The 16,079-nt window shown below is 49.3% G+C and carries 16 protein-coding genes; 4 read left to right on the top strand and 12 right to left on the bottom strand.

Features of this window, described 5'->3' with window-relative positions:
* Positions 1-3: 3 nt before the first annotated feature.
* The 8 genes from F3I09_RS11360 to F3I09_RS11325 all read right to left on the bottom strand — a co-directional run bounded on the left by F3I09_RS11360 (position 4) and on the right by F3I09_RS11325 (position 6,682).
* Positions 4-240, bottom strand: coding sequence for a DUF4266 domain-containing protein (locus F3I09_RS11360; RefSeq protein WP_149695140.1), 237 nt, complete (start codon positions 238-240; stop codon positions 4-6).
* The gene (locus F3I09_RS11355; RefSeq protein ID WP_149695139.1) at positions 227-1,153 is read right to left on the bottom strand and encodes an FAD:protein FMN transferase; all 927 of its coding nucleotides are present in this window, start codon (positions 1,151-1,153) and stop codon (positions 227-229) included. Before F3I09_RS11355 ends, F3I09_RS11360 begins: the two co-directional genes overlap by 14 nt.
* Before the next feature lie 6 nt (positions 1,154-1,159).
* Positions 1,160-1,588, bottom strand: coding sequence for a thioredoxin family protein (locus tag F3I09_RS11350; protein WP_149695138.1), 429 nt, complete (start codon positions 1,586-1,588; stop codon positions 1,160-1,162).
* Between the two features lie 54 nt (positions 1,589-1,642).
* Complete coding sequence (locus tag F3I09_RS11345) at positions 1,643-4,270, bottom strand: mechanosensitive ion channel family protein (RefSeq protein WP_149695137.1); 2,628 nt, start codon at positions 4,268-4,270, stop codon at positions 1,643-1,645.
* Positions 4,271-4,351: 81 nt separating this feature from the next.
* On the bottom strand, positions 4,352-4,933 hold the full coding sequence (locus F3I09_RS11340; protein WP_149695136.1) for a nitroreductase: 582 nt from the start codon (positions 4,931-4,933) through the stop codon (positions 4,352-4,354).
* Between the two features lie 98 nt (positions 4,934-5,031).
* Positions 5,032-5,490, bottom strand: coding sequence for a thioesterase family protein (locus F3I09_RS11335; RefSeq protein WP_149695135.1), 459 nt, complete (start codon positions 5,488-5,490; stop codon positions 5,032-5,034).
* A 55-nt stretch (positions 5,491-5,545) separates the two neighbouring features.
* The gene (rdgB, locus tag F3I09_RS11330; RefSeq protein ID WP_149695134.1) at positions 5,546-6,139 is read right to left on the bottom strand and encodes an RdgB/HAM1 family non-canonical purine NTP pyrophosphatase; all 594 of its coding nucleotides are present in this window, start codon (positions 6,137-6,139) and stop codon (positions 5,546-5,548) included.
* Positions 6,140-6,184: 45 nt separating this feature from the next.
* On the bottom strand, positions 6,185-6,682 hold the full coding sequence (locus F3I09_RS11325; RefSeq protein WP_149695133.1) for a hypothetical protein: 498 nt from the start codon (positions 6,680-6,682) through the stop codon (positions 6,185-6,187).
* A gap of 191 nt (positions 6,683-6,873) precedes the next feature.
* Here F3I09_RS11325 and F3I09_RS11320 point away from each other — a divergent pair, with 191 nt between their 5' ends.
* The 4 genes from F3I09_RS11320 (at position 6,874) to rpsG (ending at position 9,853) form a co-directional block, all read left to right on the top strand.
* Positions 6,874-7,986, top strand: coding sequence for a branched-chain amino acid aminotransferase (locus tag F3I09_RS11320; protein WP_223233215.1), 1,113 nt, complete (start codon positions 6,874-6,876; stop codon positions 7,984-7,986).
* Between the two features lie 563 nt (positions 7,987-8,549).
* Entirely contained in the window at positions 8,550-8,840 is a 291-nt protein-coding gene (locus tag F3I09_RS11315) for a hypothetical protein (RefSeq protein WP_149695132.1), read from the top strand.
* A gap of 131 nt (positions 8,841-8,971) precedes the next feature.
* A complete protein-coding gene (gene rpsL, locus F3I09_RS11310; RefSeq protein WP_012789278.1) occupies positions 8,972-9,352 on the top strand; it encodes a 30S ribosomal protein S12 in 381 nt (126 codons plus the stop codon).
* Positions 9,353-9,385: 33 nt separating this feature from the next.
* A complete protein-coding gene (gene rpsG, locus F3I09_RS11305; protein ID WP_149695131.1) occupies positions 9,386-9,853 on the top strand; it encodes a 30S ribosomal protein S7 in 468 nt (155 codons plus the stop codon).
* 438 nt (positions 9,854-10,291) lie between these two features.
* On the opposite strand, the gene F3I09_RS34680 is transcribed toward rpsG, so the two are convergent.
* From F3I09_RS34680 to F3I09_RS11285, 4 genes are read right to left on the bottom strand one after another with little or no spacing between them, the layout of a single operon-like run.
* Positions 10,292-13,741, bottom strand: a complete 3,450-nt coding sequence (locus tag F3I09_RS34680; RefSeq protein ID WP_304487123.1) for a hypothetical protein — start codon at positions 13,739-13,741, stop codon at positions 10,292-10,294.
* 31 nt (positions 13,742-13,772) lie between these two features.
* Entirely contained in the window at positions 13,773-14,249 is a 477-nt protein-coding gene (locus F3I09_RS11295) for a hypothetical protein (protein ID WP_149695130.1), read from the bottom strand.
* A gap of 41 nt (positions 14,250-14,290) precedes the next feature.
* Entirely contained in the window at positions 14,291-15,469 is a 1,179-nt protein-coding gene (porV, locus tag F3I09_RS11290; protein WP_149695129.1) for a type IX secretion system outer membrane channel protein PorV, read from the bottom strand.
* Between the two features lie 18 nt (positions 15,470-15,487).
* Positions 15,488-15,991 carry a T9SS type A sorting domain-containing protein gene (locus F3I09_RS11285; RefSeq protein ID WP_149695128.1) on the bottom strand — a complete coding sequence of 168 codons (504 nt, stop codon included), beginning with the start codon at positions 15,989-15,991 and terminating at the stop codon, positions 15,488-15,490.
* Between the last annotated feature and the right edge of the window lie 88 nt (positions 15,992-16,079).

Below are 16,079 nucleotides of genomic sequence, written 5' to 3'. Positions count from 1 at the left end.
AGATCAGTTACAACCACATCCTCCGCTGCTCTTCCCACTACCACCCCCACTGCTTCCTTCACGGTAAGTATGTACGTTTTCGTCAAATTTTTCTATTCCTCTTTTACCCAGTTGCATACTCTCATCGTTGAGATACATCCGCTGGTATGGCTTTACTGCTACGCACGACTGCATGACCAGCAATACCAGTAATGTACCTGTGGCGATAAGCAGGATGCTGCTGCTATTAGCCTTTTGCATGTATTTGAATATTATCCGATTGAATTACTTTATTCCTCCCATCTATGATGATACAGTGTACGTCCGGCAGCTGGTTCACCAGGTCCAGGCCCACCACGGGACCCATGACGGTAATGGCGGTAGCCAGTGCGTCGGACAGTTCTGCGCTGGGACTGACCACGGTCACACTTTTGATATAAGGTACGGGCCATCCTTTGCGGGGATCGATATTGTGGGAGTAACGGATGCCGCCACGCTCCACATATTGTTCATAATTCCCGGAGGTGGCTACGGAGGCATTGTTCACTGGTAGCCATAGTAGTGCTTTACCGGGATCGTCGGGGTGTGCGATACCTATCTTCCATGGGCCGCCATCAGGCTGTGTACCCCAGGCGGTGAGGTCGCCGCTGGCATTGATCACGCCACTGGTAGCGCCGTCAGCTATCCAGAGGGCCTTTACTTTGTCTGCCGCATAGCCTTTACCAATGCCTCCGAACTCAATGCGCATGCCGTTGCGTTTCAGCTGTACACATTGATTGTTCAGAAGGGCAATATGCTGGAAACCTATGCATTGCATGGCCTGATCTATGTCAGCCTTTTCCGGCCAGGTAAAGTGCTCATATTTGAAGTTGAACAGCTTTTTCAAGACACCAGCCGAAATATCAAAAGCGCCCTGTGTAATAGTACTGATCTTATTACAACGATGTATCAGCTGGTATACTTCGGATGGTATAGACACCGGCGCTCCGCCTGCCTGTGCATTAATCTGCGCTGTAACAGAACTTTCATTGAACACTGTGAGCAGAGCTTCTATTCGCTGTATTTCCGATACGCCTTCCTGTAGCCGTCTGGCAGTGATCGCCTCTGTTGCTCCGCAAGCTATCAGCTCAAAATCGGAGCCCATTAACCTGGTATGAAGCTTACTGCTGTGCATGAGCGGCTATTGAAGCAGTTGTTTAAGTGTGGAGATAAAGCCGGCGGGTGTTTGTTCCCGGTAGGGTACATAGGCCACCAGTTTTTTACCTGGACTTAGCAGTACCACCTGTGGAAAAGCGCCCTGCGGATTAAAAGCTGCTGCTAATGAATCGTATTGTGAGCGGAGTGGACCTGCTATCTTTTTCCGCTGTGGAAAATCGGCTTCCAGGAGCACCAGGTTTTCTCCTGCAAAGCTCAGAAAGCTGCTATCTGATAATATCTGTTTATTAAACCTGATACAGGGTATGCACCAGTCTGACCCGGAAAACACCAGCATCACTTTTTTGCCGGAGGTCTGAGCCAGTTCAAATGCTTTATCGGGGTACCGGAGGATCTGGGCATGAGCAGATCCCCTCAAGGCTACAATCAGAAGCAGAAACAGAATACTTCGCATATCGCGATAAGTTTTTGTTGTGGCACGGTTACCTCTCACAAATGTAGGGGAATTTTACTTCACATCGCTGGCATCATCCGGGCTCTTCCCCGCTGCTGGTGATGCATCTGGTGGCTGCGTCTCAGGCGGTGTACCTGATGGCGGCACTACCGGTGAAGGCTTTACAAGCGTTATGGGCGCTGCCGGTGTGACCGGTGTTGAGGAGGCTGGCTGTTCTTTCCAGATGCCTGGTTCCATATTGATCTGTACCTGCTGTGGTCTCGGATAGGCGATACTGATACCCGCGTCCTGGAGTTTGATGTAGATGTCCGTCAATACCTGGCTTTTTATAATGCCTGCCTGCCCCAGATCGCTGATCCAGAACATGGCCTGGATATCCACACCTACATCCCGGAAGTTCTGCAGTAGTACAACAGGTTCCGGTGTTTTGAGGATATCGTCAAGGTTTTGGAGATAGTTTTTGACAACAGTAAGTGCCTGTTTCAAATCAGCGCCATAAGCGATACCCACCACTACGTCTACACGGCGCGTTCTGTTAGTCAGTGTCCAGTTCACCAGTTGCTGTGCTATGAGATCGCCGTTGGGTACAATCACTTCAGAACCATCTCCGGCAGAGATCTTACTGGACCGTATCCCGATCTCTTTCACCACACCTGTACGGGCGCCCAGCTCGATGACGTCGCCTACTTCAATAGGTTTTTCAAATGCAAGGATCACTCCCGATACAAGGTTGTTCACAATATTCTGCAGGCCGAAACCGATACCTACACCTAATGCTCCCACTACAATTGCCAGCTTATCCATAGGAATACCTGAGGCGGCAAAGGCCAGCAGGATACCGGCTCCGAGGATGGCCAGGCGTATCAGCAGCATGGCAGACCCCAGCTTCTTATGAGGTTGCGAGGTCTGACCGGTATATCCTAACAGGTAGGAAATGATCTGTGTGACAATGGTCGACAGCCAGATGATCAGCAGGAAAATGATCACGCTGCTGAAAGAGAATGCAAAGTTGCCGATCTTCCGCTCAGCCACCAGCATATCGGAAATGAGCTCATAAAGGCCGTCGTACAGGTATAGGTTACGTGCTATCAGCGCCAGCCAGCCTATAAAAGCCGCTATATAGAAGATGGTCTTCAGGCGGTCCTTGATATTCTGGTAGTCGATCATGGAGATGAAAGTGCTGGAATCCTTCTTGGCCTCCACCTGGAGGTAGATGGACTCCATCAGTATTTCTACCATCAAAATAATACCTGGCGCCATCGTAATGCCGACCACACTGGCAGCGCCGATGATCTTGGCGGCAGAGACCCTGGCCAATACCACCAGTATTACAGACAATCCGCTGAGGGCAACAAACAGCCAGATAGCAGACCGTGAATATTTAGGCAGCGGCAGGGTTGTATTCCGGAGGGTACGTAGCAGGTAACTGCCCAGCACAATAGATATGATACCACCAATAAAAACGCCCCATTGCTCAGTAAATGTTACCTGGATCAGCAGGTTGTTAATGCTGTATACTACCAGCAGTAATACCAGTATCAGCCATCTTTTGTAAAGATTGGGCGGAATATTATGACGGATGATACACGTCGTTGCAAGCGCAGTGATGATCCAGCAGATGCCCGTATATATGATGGGATACTGAATGGATATCAAAAAGGAAAGGGTTGATACCAGCAGGATGGTGCTGGCTATCGGATAGCGATAGAGGTAGCGGGATTGTTGCAGGATGCTCTCTGCTTCCCGCTCCTCATGTTTGCTTTTTACTTTCCGTGCATTAAATGCTACCCACCACAGGAACACGATGGCAGCCAGGAACCATAGCAGGTAGATAGGTCCCCGCACGGAAAAGAAGATCTTGAGGATGTTAAGGTTCTTATGGATGGAGCGGTTCAGCACCTGGGGGAATTTAGGGCCTTTTTTTCCCGGAAGGGGTGGCTCCCAGAGGTAGCTGAAATCCTTGTTGAACAGGCGCTGCGAGAACCTGGACAACTGGAAATCCATGTCCTCCAGGAGGTTCGTAACGTCAATATATCTTTTGGCTACCTTGTTCTGCACTAATCCGAGATGCAGGAGGTTTGTCTTGTTGGCGCTGTCCACCTGCCGCCATTTCTGTATGAGGGTGGCCATTTGTCCGACGTAGATATCCCTCAGCTCATCTTCCGCAGGAAAATTACGCATGGTCGTATCTTTCCTAAGGAGCTGGAGGGTGTCGGAGATATTCACCAGCTTATCATGGAATCGGAATAACTGATCCTGCCAGCCGTCCAGCTTTCTTTCCAGCTGCACCAGCAATACCCTGTTGGTATAGAGATCATGCATATTGTTGGCGCTACCGATAGCGGCCATATCCCGTTTCACGACCCTCATGGAAGAGTCTATCAGGGGAATGCTTTCACTGATCTCAACGGTATCCAGTCCGCGGCGCAGGGTACTCATAACCTGGTTAAGCATCAGGGTATAGGTTTCCAGCCGGCTGATGATAATAGCGACGGAGGTATCTGACAGTTTGATCACAGATTTCCCGGAGGATGTATCTTTCACCTGTTGGGAAATGATCTTACTGAGCGTAGCACTGTCTAATGTTTTCGGAGGGATGGGTTTATTCTGCGCATGAAGGTGGGTACAAAGCAGCAGCAATAAAAAGGAGGATAATATTTTCAGAGAAATATGGTTCCGCATGCTGTTAAAATTAGGAATGAAGAATCGGGGATTGAGAACAGGAGGCGATATTACTTTCCCTGTTCTCAATTCCTGATCAGTTTACTTTTCCCATTTCACTTTCTCTTCCTGTGGCTTCAGCCTTCTACCCTCAGGGATCTGTTCGTCAGTAAATCCGAGGTAAAAGAAACCAAGCACTTTATCTTCTTCACGTAAGGAAAGATACTCTTTCATGGCTGGGTGGAAGGTCATTCCACCGGAGCCCCAGTAGCCGGCAAATCCTCTTTCTGTAGCGCCTAGCCATAAGTTCTGGGTAGCACAGGCAACGGAGGCGATTTCCTCTACTTCAGGGATCGCTGGTTTGTTGCCTCTTTTCATACAGATAGCGATGACATGAGAGGCAAGGTCACCCTGTTGCTGCAGTTTCTCGTAGCTGGCCTGTGCAAATTTTTCGGCAGGTGTGTTAGTTTTATAAAGATCCGCATGATCCTGGCAGAAGCGTTTTACTGCGTCTCCGCTGAACACCACAAAATACCATGGCTCCGTATACCCGTGTGTAGGTGCCCAGTCAGCCAGTTCCAGTAACTCCTGTACCTGTTCATCCGGTATCTTCTTTCCATTCATGCTGGCCGGCTTAATATTACGGCGCTGTTTGATAATACTCGTCAGATTAGCTGTTCCCATTCTTTTTCCTGATTGTTTATATGTTTTTTGGGAGGTACTCCCTTTGTGTTGGCTTCCGTTTTTATAAGCCGTTTAAGACAAGGATTTCCCTTTGTAGTTTATTTTCCGGTGGATACTATATCCTGGTCGTACACCGCCAGTTTTTCCTTCCAGGCTTCCGGCAGTCTGGCCACCTTGCGGGCATTGTAATCGAAAAAGATCATGCCTGACTTTGCTTCCGTGATCAGGGTTGTTTTGCCGTTGCGGATTGTCGTGATTCTATAATAGAGGTCAAAACCGAAAGGTGTAATATCTGCAACACCGATAGCGATATCAAAGAGGTCCCCTGCGAAACCTTCTCCTTTATAGATCAGGGACGCGTCGGCCATGATCACTCCATCATTCGGACCTCTTTCTTCAAATCCCATGGATTTGAGAAACTCAACCCTGGCCTGGTGGAGAATGGATAGGATGGAATCGTTACCTACGTGTCCGCCGTAGTTGATATCCGTTATTCGTACCGGTATCTGCGTGGTGTAACCCAGTTTTTCCGGCATATTTATTTTTACTCTTGCCATATTAAAAAGTTCAATTACAAATGTGAAGCTGAAATAAGGTATGGTTACCGGTTATTCAGGAAAGTGGTTTATTGACAGTTTCCTTCAGAAAAGTGATCAGCTGCTGGAAGGCTTTGGCCCTGTGACTGAATTGATTTTTCCCTGCCATATCCATTTCAGCAAATGCTTTTGTGGCTCCGTTTGGTATAAAGATAGGATCATAGCCAAAACCTTTACCGCCGCGTCTTTCGGTGAGGATGGTGCCGGGGCACACGCCTGTGAACTGGTATTCCTGCCCGTTCAGTATCAGGGAGATCACAGTTCTGAAATGAGCCTGCCGGTTTTTCCGGCCATCCATTTCTTGCAGTACCCTGGTGATGTTATCATCCGCCAGTTTCTGTTCGCCGGCATAGCGGGCAGACAAGACTCCCGGAGCGCCATTCAGGGCATCTATCTCCAGGCCGGTATCTTCAGAAAAACAGTCTTTACCGGTCATTTCATATATGACAGATGATTTCTCCCTGGCGTTATCCTCCAGTGTATCATGAGGTTCAGGAATATCGATGTCGATGCCGGCCTCTTTCAGTGTGATGATGGAAAAATGATCACCCAGCATGGAGCGGATCTCCTTTACCTTGTTTTCATTGTTGGTAGCAAATACAAGCATCATTCGAAAAGCGGTATTTAGTGTCTATGGCAATGATATAATGATATATTATATACCCAATAATTGTTTCAGGCCCATCCAGAGTTTTCCTTTCAGCACTTTATCCTGTGCGATGAGCTGCAGCGGATCGGAGCAGATCAGCTGACAACCACTGACCTGCAACAACTGGTAGTTGGAAATGGCTTCAAGACCCATGGAAGCAGGATCGATCCCAAAAAGCACTGCCTGCTTCATGGGAAGGGCTGTTTGCCAGGTTGTAAATGTCATCGCATGGTATTGGGCTACATTTATAACCGCGATGTCCTGCATGCCCAGTTTACATGCGTTTAATATATTGGTAAGCAGGTTAAATAATTCTTCATTTAAATATGCTTCGCTGTCGTTTTGTATGAACAGCGCAATGTTTTTTTGATTTTCGCCTAAAAATTTCACTTTAGGAGGTGCTTCTGTCACCACTGCAACAGGTTCCTTTTTCCCCGGAATGATAGGCTGGGTGTATATCCTGGCCAATAAGTACGGATCCAGTTGCAATTTATCAAAAGACATGTATATGTATATTTAACTTAATGTATAGCTCCCCTTTGGGGAAAAAATCAGTTTATTTGCATCTGACAGTGAGCAAATGTAAGAGTATTCAATTTTAGATTCAGGATTTCCGACTTTAGATTTTTATACGGGAACAGGACCGGGAATTGAAATTCAGACACCAAAACACAAATAAAAAATTAATGGTCCTTATGATGGCAGTAGACAATCCAACAACAAACGCCGTACTTGAAGAGGCAGTTAAAAGAATTAAAGTGACCCGGACCAGTGAGAGCCGGATCAACGAAGTCGATTTTAACAACCTTGTGTTCGGGAAAAAGTATGCCGACCACATGCTGGTGGCAGATTTTGATGGAAAGGAATGGAAGAATGCAGAGATCCTGCCGTTCCAAAATCTTTCCGTAAGTCCTTCCAATGCCGCCTGGCATTATGGACAGGCCATTTTTGAAGGCATTAAGGCCTACAAAGACACTCAGGGAGAACCTATGATCTTCCGTCCGTATGACAACTATGCCCGTTTTAACACTTCTGCGGAACGCATGGGGATGCCATATGTACCGGAATGGTTATTTATCGGTGGGATGGATATGCTGATCGATCTTGACCGCGACTGGGTGCCTACCAATGAGGGTAGCTCACTGTACCTGCGGCCTTTTATGATCGCTGCCGATGAATTTATCGGGGTAAGGCCTTCTGACACTTACAAGTTTGTAATCATTAATTCACCGTCCGGCCCGTATTTTAATAAGCCTATTAAATTGCTGGTACAGGATAAATATATACGTGCCTTTCCTGGTGGCGTAGGTTATGCAAAAGCGGCGGGTAACTATGGCGGCGCCATGTATCCTACCATGCAGGCCCGTAAACAGGGATTTGACCAGATCCTCTGGGTAGATGGGCTGGAATATAAATATTTACAGGAGTGTGGTACTATGAACGTTTTTGCGATCATCGGCAACAAAGCTATCACACCTGACCTGACCCAGGGAACTATCCTGGCTGGGGTGACCCGTGCCAGCGTAATGGATGTTCTCTCTGATATGGGGCTGACCGTAGAGGAAAGACCTCTCTCTATAGAAGAGATCGTTGTCGCCTGGAAAGCGGGTACCCTGAGGGAAGTATTCGGTACGGGCACCGCATCGAGCGTGGCTTATGTGGAAGATCTGCACTATAAAGAGCACGAGATCCACCTGGATACTACTAAGTACACAGTGGGAGCTGAACTGCTGGAAAGACTGGATGCCATCCGTACCGGCAGGGCGGAAGACACCCGTAACTGGAACTACAAGGTATCAAAACACTAAAAATAGTCTTAGTTGTGTTAGTAAGGGGCCATTTGCGTATGCGGATGGCCCTCTTCGTTTATGCCTGAGTTGCTTCTGAACAGTGTACAAGTTTTGTAGCTTAATCCTGATCTGGTTTACTTCAAAGTTGCATATGGCTTGCATATGACTAGCATTATCCTTCGTTAATCTTTCGTTCGGAACGAAGGATTAACGAAGGATAATGCTAGTCACATCCTGGTTGTATCCTCCCTTAATCTTCCCTTCAGAAGGGGGGATTAAGGCCATCTCAAACGAATCTCCAGCGAATCATATCTTAATCTGGATCGGATTGAACCATGGGTGACACCCGTCCCCGGGGTTGCACCCCGGGCTACAAACACACGGCACCTGGCGGAGCCGGATGCAGCGGATTTTTCCTGCTTTTGCCATGCTTTTGGGGTGGACCTGTAACATCTTGTCGTAAGGATGAAATTCCCCCTTTAAGGGGGGAAATAGACGGGATTATCCGGACGCCGGGAACATTTTGTAGAAGAGGGGACAGCAGACTAGGCATTCCCGGAGAAAAAATGCATCTTTGCAGGATGACACTTTCAGCTTTTCTGGACTCCCTCAGCCAGGATACGCCTCCCGCAGGCATCTCATCTTATCTGGCCTCCCTTTGGTGGGAAGGTAAAGGAAACTGGCAAAAAGCGCATGATATAATAGAACACCTGGAAGACGATACAGCCGCCTGGGTGCATGCCTATCTTCACAGGAAAGAAGGGGACCGTGGCAATGCCCGTTATTGGTATGCCAGGGCAGGCCGGAAAATGCCGGAAGTATCATTAGACGAGGAATGGAAAGACATTGTGACTGATCTGTCAAGTCGCTAGCGGGGCCTCTCCAAAAAAATGTTTAAAACATTTTGTTATTAACATGGAGAAATGTACCTTTGCCCTCCCAAATTCCCATTCTGGGTGATTTGGATGTCATTGTAAACCGACAGAAAAAAAACTTAGGTAGAATGCCTACTATACAACAATTAGTAAGAAAAGGAAGAGAAATTATCCGGGCTAAATCCAAGTCCAGGGCTTTAGATAGCTGTCCTCAGCGTCGTGGTGTTTGTACACGTGTGTACACAACCACTCCTAAAAAGCCTAACTCTGCGCTGCGCAAGGTTGCAAAGGTGCGTTTGACCAATAAAGTAGAGGTGATCGCTTACATCCCTGGTGAAGGACATAACCTGCAGGAACACTCCATCGTGCTGATCCGTGGTGGTAGGGTAAAAGATCTGCCAGGTGTTCGTTACCACATCGTACGTGGTTCCCTGGATACTGCTGGTGTGAAAGATAGAAAGCAGAGCCGTTCCAAGTATGGTACCAAAAAGGAAAAGGCTAAGAAATAATACATTTACAAATAGTTGAAATTTTTCAGATAAATGAGAAAGCAAGCTGCAAAAAAGATGCCTTTGGCTCCGGATCCGCGCTTTAACGACAAGCTGGTTACAAGGTTTGTTAACAACGTGATGGAACAGGGTAAAAAGAGCATTGCCTACAGGATATTTTATGATTCAATTGACAGAGTAAGCCAGATCACCGGTGAAAACGGTTACGATGTTTGGAAAAAAGCTCTGACAAATGTAACTCCTGCTGTAGAAGTTAGAAGCCGTCGTATCGGTGGTGCTACCTTCCAGATCCCTTCTGAGGTTCGTCCTGACAGAAAGATCTCCCTGTGTATAAAATGGTTAATCCGTTACGCTGGTGAAAGGAATGGTAAGAGCATGGCTGAGAAACTGGCTAACGAAATCGTAGCTGCAAGCAAAGGTGAAGGTGCTGCTTTCAAAAAGAAAGAAGATACTCACCGTATGGCTGAAGCGAACAAGGCATTCTCCCACTTCAGGATCTAAAATCTACTACCGCTTAAGGTAGATGGTTTATAAAGATATAAGGGAAACATCCTCCGGGCTATACCGGGGGATGTTCTCTTTTTTTGTGCCCGCTGGAGCCAATAGCGAGCCAATCGTTTTCTTCCCGGGGAATTTCTCCAGTTCTCCTTCTCTTACAGCACGACTTTTACAGTTGAAATAATTCGCCAGGCCTGTACCCCGGAGAAATAAAACCCCCTGGTAACAAAGCATGTGCTAACCGTGATGTGGCCATTGCTCTGAAATCGATGCCCATGCCATAGGCAGGTGGAAAAATTGTTTCTAAAAAGCCATCAGTTTGATAGCTTTCCATTTATAGCAGCATGTGTTTTTAAATAACCGATACATCCGGTAAATAAAAACGGCCGGACAACGTATTGTCATCCAGCCGCTTTTGTGGGTTTGTTAGTATTTAGCCGTTTATCTAACGTTCACCAATACCTTGATCTTCCCGGTACCCTCGCCGTTGAAGTTCTCCAGCGCCTTGCCAATTACCTGACCCGGTTTAACCTTGTCCAGGTTTGCTTTCATCGCATGTCCCGCTTTGCTGGAAGTTACCAGCAGATCACCCCTGCGGATAGGACCATTCTCGTCGCATACCTTGGTAGGAATCACACCTATTACACCCATAGGCACTTTACCATCCAACTCACTGTCAATATTTTCTTCTGTTAATAATACACCCGGTTTGGTCGCATATACGCCAGCCACCAGAGTAGAATATGGTTTGGACGACAGTTCTACAGTCCTGTCGGCGTCTTCTGCTATCACCAGTACATCGCCCGGACTATATGCCTGTATATTGCCTGTTACATCAAAAGCTTCGGCCACGTCAGCACCACTGTTCTGGGTACCGCCATTAAAGAAGCCTCTTCCTGCCTTATTAATGCGGGCTACATTGACACTGCTACTCTGGAATACTGCTATACTGCCTGAAGGACCCTGGTGGTTGATCAGCTGCGTGGTGCCTGTACCTGTAGTAGTGATATGTACCACAGGCTGGGAGTTGGCATTATTGAAATTGGCAAACCGGCCGGCTTTACCTGTCCCGAAATTGGGTATAAAGCCGGAAATGGCGTTACCGGATCCGTCGCAGCTGGCTTCCACGCCGTCTCCATTACCGCCTGCATTGGCAGTGATACCATTCCCGCTACCTTCAGTCAATGCAAGAAGTGCCGGGCCACTGCCGGCAGGGTTGGAAGAATAGAACAGACCTGCATAGCCACCGGTACCGGATGACAAGCCATATATACCTGCAGTACCGAAGTTGGCGAATATTGAATTTACCTCGCCTTTTACTGCCGGAGAAGTACCTGTGGTCCGGTCCACTAGGAAGTTGCCGGCAGTACCATTACCAACGGTTTTTACCGTAATGACTTCATTGTCGTTGTTGTCATTAAAGATCTCGAACCTGCCAGCCCGGCCGGTAGCAAATGTAGGTACCCAGGCGTAAAGTGCATTGCCCGCTCCATCGATATTGGTTTCCACGCCGTTACCATCTTTCCCGGCATTGGCGGTAATGGCATTACCATTACCATCAGTCAGCGAAATGAGGGCTGCGCCATTACCCGAAGGGTTGGAAGCGTAGAAGAGTCCTGCGCGGCCGCCTGTACCGGATGAAACGCCGAAAACACCTGCTGCGCCGAAGTTGCCGAAGATGGTATTTACCTCTGCTCTTACGGCTGCACCTACACTGTTGGTATTATTCAGGAAGAAAGAGCTGGCATTGCCAAGTGTATTGTCCGGAATATTACCGTTACTGTTACTGCTTACTTCCAGGATGTTTGCTTCTGTATTACTTTGATTGAAGTTTTCAAACCTACCAGCTCTGCCAGTGCTATTGTTCAAACCTACCTGTCCTAATACGCCTACGGCTGTATTACTGGTATTGGTGGAAATGAAACCTCTTACACCATAACCTCCGCCATCATTACGGCCTACTACGGCGCCTGCAATATCAGAGGTAGTACGGCCCACCACTGCTTCGCCTGCGCCATTATTGTCTCCTATTATACCCGCAGAGCTTTGAGAGCTGGTAATGCCATGTACAGCAAAACCGGCACCTGTGCTGCTAAATATTCCTGTGCCATTGCCTGACGTAGTTACATTGATTACGGTGCCATTGCCTACTGTTGAGGCATTCAACGCATTATTATTATTCCCATTGTTGAAAATTGATATGCTGGCGGGGATACCATTATTGGAAGTAGCGGTTAAGCCTGTTCCGGTATTACTATTGGCATACACGCCGGTACCATTGGCAGAAGCATTCCCATATACGCCCAGGCCGTTTGGTGTCACCCCGTATACTCCCCATCCGGAGCCGTTTTGTGATCCCCATACGCCGATACCCAGACCACCGGTACCATTGTTGATCCCTCTTACAGCGGAGGAAAATCCGCCGGGAGATGTGCTGGTTACCACTCCCCGTATAGCGCTGACGCTGCTGGTGGCGGTATTGTTGACGCCTTCAATAGAGGTGCCATCTCCGTCATTGGTGATGGAAAACAGTGTGGCCGCGTTGTTTTCGGTTGTAACATATGGCAAGGAAAATCCGCCGCCGCCCAGTGGAGAAGGCGCCCAGTTTGCACCATCATATTTCAGTATCTGTCCGGCAACAGGTACTGCATTTGAAACAGGTATATTTTGTAAACGAACTACGTTCGGATTAGGATAAGTACCGCCAAGATCTCCTCCCGCAGCGATACCGTTAATATCGCCGGCAGGTCCTGCGGGACCAACAGGGCCAATGGGTCCAACCGGACCAGCAGGTCCAGGATCTCCTTGCGCGCCGGCAGGGCCAACAGGACCAATGGGACCGATAGGGCCAATGGGACCAGGCGCACCAGCGGGACCGGGATCACCTTGTGCACCAGCAGGGCCAACAGGTCCAATGGGGCCGATAGGACCAATAGGACCAGGAGCACCGGCAGGGCCTACAGGACCTACCGCTCCAACCGGTCCAACGGGGCCGGGCGCACCAGCGGGTCCAGGATCACCTTGTGCACCGGCAGGTCCAACAGGTCCAACGGGACCAGTTACGCCAGCGGGACCTACAGGACCCACAGCACCAACCGGACCAGCGGGTCCAATGGGACCGATAGGTCCAACGGGGCCAGGCGCACCAGCAGGACCGGGATCACCTTGTGCACCAGCAGGGCCAACCGGTCCAATGGGGCCGATAGGACCAATAGGACCAGGAGCACCAGCAGGGCCTACAGGACCTACCGCTCCAATCGGTCCAACGGGGCCAGGTGCACCGGCAGGACCGGAATCACCTTGTGCACCGGCAGGTCCAACAGGTCCAATGGGGCCGATAGGACCAATAGGGCCAGGAGCACCGGCAGGGCCAACAGGACCAACAGGTCCAATCGGTCCCACAGCACCAGCTGCTCCTACTGCTCCGGCAGCACCTGCAGGCCCAGCAGGGCCTTGAGGTCCAGCCGGACCCTGAGGCCCCGCAGGGCCTGCATTACCGTTGGCAGCATAGAGTGCATAGGGAACGCTCATTAATGCTGAGGTGCCTAAGTTCACAAAACCGCTGCCGGTATTCACTTCTACTTTCAGATACTGATTTGCATTGACCCAGGGTACCCCGGCAAAAGTGCCTGTAGTGGCATTTCCCTTACCAACCTGGATGTTGAACAAGCCCAGGACGCTGGTTGTCACCTCATGGGTTTCTTCATATTGAACCGGGCCGGCTGCAGAACCGCCCAGGATAGAAATACGCACGGTAATATCCTTATTGGCAACCAGCGTACCGTTCGGATTACGGACCACCGCCTGGTAATTTGTACCTGAAAGCCCGTTCTGGGCGTAGACACCGCAGGTAGCAGCCAGGAATATGAGTAGGAGATATAATTTCTTCATGACAATGTGTTTTGTATGCTTGCAGGGGGATTTACTGTTTTTTACGTTCGAATGATTTTCTTACCGGAGTGGTGGCTGGAGCGACCGTTTTCGCAGGGGGAGTTCCAGCGGGAGCTATTGTTTTTAGCGTATGGCTGGTTCTTTCTGATTCATTGCCCTGTGTGGGAGCCGCTTGCGGTGCAGGCAGATTGACCTCTCTCGCTTTTATCGTTTTTAGGGCTTCCTCAGCACTGATATCTGAGGCGTTTTTACCCGTAGCTGCCCGGTTTGTTCTTAATGTTTCTGTACTGCCTGGGCGGGTGTTGTGCTGGGGATGGTAGTCTGTAAAGATCTGTTCCCGGGTGGTGCGGGGATCTTTTGTATGGGGCGCCTGTTTACGTTCTTTTTGCTGCAGCGCAGACAGGTCCTGCTGGAACGAAGGGAACAGTTTGTCCCGGGTACGCTGCTGTGCTTTGGAGACGCCAAGGCCGAAGAAAAGCAGCATGATCAATAGTGTATATGGTTTCATATGTTGGAGTTAATAAATATATGAGTGATGAATAAGGATGTTTATTGACGGTTCTCGCCACCGATATGGTAGGCTACCGAGAATTTGAGGGTTCGTCTTTGATAAATACTATTTGCCGTAGGCATGATATAAGCCATGTCTATGGAAACGCCTTTGATACGGGTGCCGACGCCGGCGGAGAAGTGCTGCCTGTACCCTTTTTGCGGATGCTCATAGAAGTAGCCGGTCCGGATGAAAAGCTGATGCTGGTAAGTATATTCTATTCCTCCAGCTATTGTAAACTCACGGAGTTCTTCCTGGAAACCGCCGGGAGCATCCCAGAAAGAGCTAAACAATGCGGCTGTCATACTGCGATTGGGGTCTTTCCCATCCAGTATTTCCCCGGTAGGCTCTCCGTTTGCATCCAGCTTGTATGTGGGAGGGGTGGGTATCAGCAGTTTATTGACATCTGCCAGGACAGTGAACTGATGTTCGACGGTATTGACAAATGAATAGCCTCCACCGATGCGCAGGTTAGCAGGAAGAAAAGCCCTACGGTCATTATCATCAGTATAATTCAGTTTGGAACCGATGTTGGTAAAGGCAATACCCCAGCAGTAACGGTTGCCCGCAGGATCGTTCTTAGCGTAGTTCTGCGAGTAGAAGCCGATATCGCCAGCTACAGCGCTGGCGGGTTTTTGCTGAAGGCCATTATAACTACCCTGGCCAAGATCACTGCGGATGTAACGGAGGGAGATAGCCAGCGAATAACGCGCTCCCAGTTTACGGGCGTAGGTCGCGTCGATGGCATACTCTCTCGGCTTATAGCGCTGTAGTTCGGTACCATTGTCATCCCTGAAGATGAGCGTTCCATTGGTAAAATAGCGCATGGAAACGCCTACGCCTTCTATACCATTATTGAAATTTTTAAAGGCGGCGAGGTAGCCCATATTGGTGCGTTGATCGCTGTTGTTGAGGTCCCACATCCAGGGGGAATAGGAGGCGCTGACACCCCAGTCGCCGGCAAAGACGATCTTGGCGGCATTACCAAACAGGGAGTTGGCATCTGGCTCCAGTCCGGTCATGGCATCGCCGGTGCCGCTGCTGCGGGCATCAGGGTTCACCATCAGGAAGGCTGCTGCTGTATTGATGGCCTTGATCCCTTTGTTCTGCGCCGTTGCGGGACTGCTATGGACAAGCAGTCCGGCGGCACATAGCCATATGGTAAATTTTTTGATCATGGTCGTTGTTTTGAGAGGTTATTGTATCACCAGTTTTTCCTGGTACATATATCCGGCTGCTTTCAGGATGACAGTGTAGATGCCTGCGGCGAAACCGTTGACCGGCAACGTAATGAGTACCCTGCCCGCGCCGTATGTCCGGGCTTCCTGGTGCACGAGCTGGCCACCACTGTTGACAATGAGCAGTACCACGCCATTGTTGGAGAGCAGGTCAAACTGGATCTTCAGGTTGGTGGAAGCCGGGTTGGGGTAGAGGAGCATGTTGACAACAACTTCGGTACCTGCCGGAACAGGGGGAAGCTCTTCCGGTTGATGGAAGCCCTGGGTCAGGAGCAGTGTTCCTTTCTGAAGGGAGCTGACGGTTATTTCGCCGATGGTGTACTGGAAGATATAATTACCTGAGGAGCCTCCTCCTCCTGTACTGGCGTTCACCTGCCTGTTGAGTATGAGCTGGGCCCTGGCGGCAGGAACACCGCCGGCAGCAAGGCACAACAGCAGGAATCGTTTGTAGATAGTCCGCATTGAGGATTTATTTTGGGGGTGAATTAATGACAACGGTAACTGCTTCCCGGTATGACAATGACACAAAACGAGTTAGGGGTATGGGGTC

The sequence above is a fragment of the Chitinophaga sp. CF418 genome, assembly GCF_900142925.1.
Classification (GTDB): domain Bacteria; phylum Bacteroidota; class Bacteroidia; order Chitinophagales; family Chitinophagaceae; genus Chitinophaga.
The sequence above is the reverse complement of the archived record's forward strand: the minus strand, read 5'-3'. Positions and strand labels throughout refer to the sequence as shown.

Coding starts and splice junctions, on each gene's coding strand:
- F3I09_RS11350 (WP_149695138.1), bottom strand. CDS start 1,588: ATGCGAAGTATTCTGTTTCTGCTTCTGATTGTAGCCTTGAGGGGATCT.
- rdgB (WP_149695134.1), bottom strand. CDS start 6,139: ATGATGCTTGTATTTGCTACCAACAATGAAAACAAGGTAAAGGAGATC.
- rpsL (WP_012789278.1), top strand. CDS start 8,972: ATGCCTACTATACAACAATTAGTAAGAAAAGGAAGAGAAATTATCCGG.
- F3I09_RS34680 (WP_304487123.1), bottom strand. CDS start 13,741: ATGAAGAAATTATATCTCCTACTCATATTCCTGGCTGCTACCTGCGGT.
- F3I09_RS11315 (WP_149695132.1), top strand. CDS start 8,550: ATGACACTTTCAGCTTTTCTGGACTCCCTCAGCCAGGATACGCCTCCC.
- F3I09_RS11325 (WP_149695133.1), bottom strand. CDS start 6,682: ATGTCTTTTGATAAATTGCAACTGGATCCGTACTTATTGGCCAGGATA.
- F3I09_RS11320 (WP_223233215.1), top strand. CDS start 6,874: ATGATGGCAGTAGACAATCCAACAACAAACGCCGTACTTGAAGAGGCA.
- F3I09_RS11285 (WP_149695128.1), bottom strand. CDS start 15,991: ATGCGGACTATCTACAAACGATTCCTGCTGTTGTGCCTTGCTGCCGGC.
- rpsG (WP_149695131.1), top strand. CDS start 9,386: ATGAGAAAGCAAGCTGCAAAAAAGATGCCTTTGGCTCCGGATCCGCGC.
- porV (WP_149695129.1), bottom strand. CDS start 15,469: ATGATCAAAAAATTTACCATATGGCTATGTGCCGCCGGACTGCTTGTC.
- F3I09_RS11360 (WP_149695140.1), bottom strand. CDS start 240: ATGCAAAAGGCTAATAGCAGCAGCATCCTGCTTATCGCCACAGGTACA.
- F3I09_RS11295 (WP_149695130.1), bottom strand. CDS start 14,249: ATGAAACCATATACACTATTGATCATGCTGCTTTTCTTCGGCCTTGGC.
- F3I09_RS11335 (WP_149695135.1), bottom strand. CDS start 5,490: ATGGCAAGAGTAAAAATAAATATGCCGGAAAAACTGGGTTACACCACG.
- F3I09_RS11345 (WP_149695137.1), bottom strand. CDS start 4,270: ATGCGGAACCATATTTCTCTGAAAATATTATCCTCCTTTTTATTGCTG.
- F3I09_RS11355 (WP_149695139.1), bottom strand. CDS start 1,153: ATGCACAGCAGTAAGCTTCATACCAGGTTAATGGGCTCCGATTTTGAG.
- F3I09_RS11340 (WP_149695136.1), bottom strand. CDS start 4,933: ATGGGAACAGCTAATCTGACGAGTATTATCAAACAGCGCCGTAATATT.